Genomic DNA, 310 nt, shown 5'->3' on the forward strand with positions numbered 1-310 from the left:
CCGCCGCGGTTATTGAGCGTGATGCCTTGCGCCATGCTAATGCTCAGGTTATTGCCGGCTTTCATCGCGCCCTGATTAGTGAACCCCTGAACCTCGGTTAAGCTGATATTCTCGGCGGCAATTAATGCGCCGTTGGCCTGTAAATCGCCCGGCTTGACCCCCGCCAGATAGACCACCGGCACCAGCACGGTTTGCCCGGCGACTTCGCGGCTTTCCATCAGCACAATGTTACGGGTCAATGCCGCCATCTGCTCGGCACTGAGGTGGGTGCCAAGGGCAAGATTGAACGTCTTGCTGTACTCGAGTCCCG

At 58.4% G+C, this 310-nt stretch carries 1 protein-coding gene; it reads right to left on the reverse strand.

Annotated features, from left to right (window positions below):
* Positions 1-310, reverse strand: a 310-nt coding sequence (locus V1952_RS22675) for a hypothetical protein (RefSeq protein WP_420075651.1), incomplete at both ends; no start/stop codon positions are given.

This window comes from Yersinia sp. 2542 StPb PI (genome assembly GCF_048593855.1).
Lineage (GTDB): Bacteria > Pseudomonadota > Gammaproteobacteria > Enterobacterales > Enterobacteriaceae > Yersinia > Yersinia enterocolitica_E.